The 1,620-nt window shown below is 36.1% G+C and carries 1 protein-coding gene; it reads left to right on the top strand.

Going from position 1 to position 1,620, the window contains the following annotated elements:
- Nucleotides 1–40: 40 nt before the first annotated feature.
- On the top strand, nt 41–1,620 hold a 1,580-nt coding region (locus L1D51_RS21350), incomplete at its 3' end, for a PAS domain-containing protein (RefSeq protein ID WP_239964817.1).

The following is a 1,620-nucleotide window of genomic DNA, read 5'->3' as shown; positions in this document are numbered from 1 at the left end:
TTGCTAAAGTGGTGTAGAACAAATATCGAACGGACATAGTATGAATATTCATGATAAAGGTGGTGCAAGTTTTGTTGGTTCGAAGGTATTTTTAACAATAGTTTCCTTTGTGTTTTGCATTTTTGGATTATTTGCAGTTTATTTTTTTGAAGGGCACGTTAAAAATGATGTTTTAGGATCAATTGATCAAGAGTTTACTGAGACTCAAGATCGCTTAAAAGAAATGGTAACTAGTTCAATTGCTGAGTCAAAATCGGATCTCCGCTTTTTATACTCGACTCCCCCCATATCTGGTTTACCAAGAGCTGAATTTAATGATGGAATTGATCCGTACGATGGTACTACATACAGCCAATGGAAAGAGCGTTTAGAAACTATCTTTATTGGTTTTATGGAGAATAATCTTGCTGTTGAGCAACTCCGTGTTATTGCTGTTACGGCTGAGGGTAAAGAGTTAATACGCGTGCAACGGGTAGGCGCATCTGTAGAGGCTGTTCCTGATTACTCATTGCAGGCTAAAAGTGGTGAGCCATATTTTTTACCAAGCTCTCAGCTTGAAACGAATCAAATTTACATGTCGCCACTTACTTTAAATAAAGAATTTGGTGAAGTGGTTTTTCCCTACCAGCCAATGTTACGTTTTTCTATTCCTGTCTTTAGTGATAAAGGAAAGCGCTATGCATTTTTAATTATGAATGTAAATGCGAATTCACTCATAAATAATCTTAAACAGACAGTGTTCGATTACTCAGAGTTAATTATTAGCAGTTCTGAAGGTGACTTTATTTACCATCCTGTAGAAGAATATCAATTTACTAGAGATTTAAACCCAGACACAACGTGGGATACTGTATATAGTCAGAAAGTTCAATATCAGGGCCTCTATACAATAACATCAAAACTTAACCCTGAATTACAGTTTTATGTTCATTCGGAAAAGGTACAAACAAGACCAGGTAAAAAGTATGGGTATATAAACTTTGGTCTTCTAGTTCCTGATAAACATATAGAGGCATTGATTAATGAGAAGCGAATTATTACATACAGTTTTTTAGTTGCAGTTATAGCTTTAACCTCTACGCTATTAATCATGTTTTATCGAAATGCGACGAGAAGTCAGTTATTAGCAGAAGCCCGCAGAGAAGCGTCTGCGATAGTTGATGGGTCTATCGATGCAATCGTTGGGTTAAATTTAGAGGGGGAGTTAACAAGTATAAATAATACAGCGGAGCGTTTGTTATCAATTTCTAAAGTGACAGCATTAGGGAAACTAGCCAAAGATGTTGAGTTTCTATCAAAATTACCCATCCACACCTACGTAACTGATATTCAAAGCTCTAAATCACAAATTAAAGATGAATTATCTGAACAACTTGGCGAAACAACGCTTCATTACGCTATATCTGTTAGCCCCGTTTTTTCTGAACACAATACCTTAATAGGGCTTGCTTTAATTATTAGAGATATAACAAAAGAAAAAGATGCAGAGATAAAAGTAAAACGATTGAATACTGAGCTTGAAGCGAAAGTTCGAAAGCGTACTCAAGCGCTTGCTGAGGCCAAAGAGGCCAAAGATGATGCTATCAAGCATAGCGATATAAAAAGTGCTTTCATATCGAA

The organism is Pseudoalteromonas shioyasakiensis, assembly GCF_022398475.1.
GTDB lineage: Bacteria > Pseudomonadota > Gammaproteobacteria > Enterobacterales > Alteromonadaceae > Pseudoalteromonas.
This window is presented reverse-complemented; position numbering and strand designations above follow the sequence as displayed.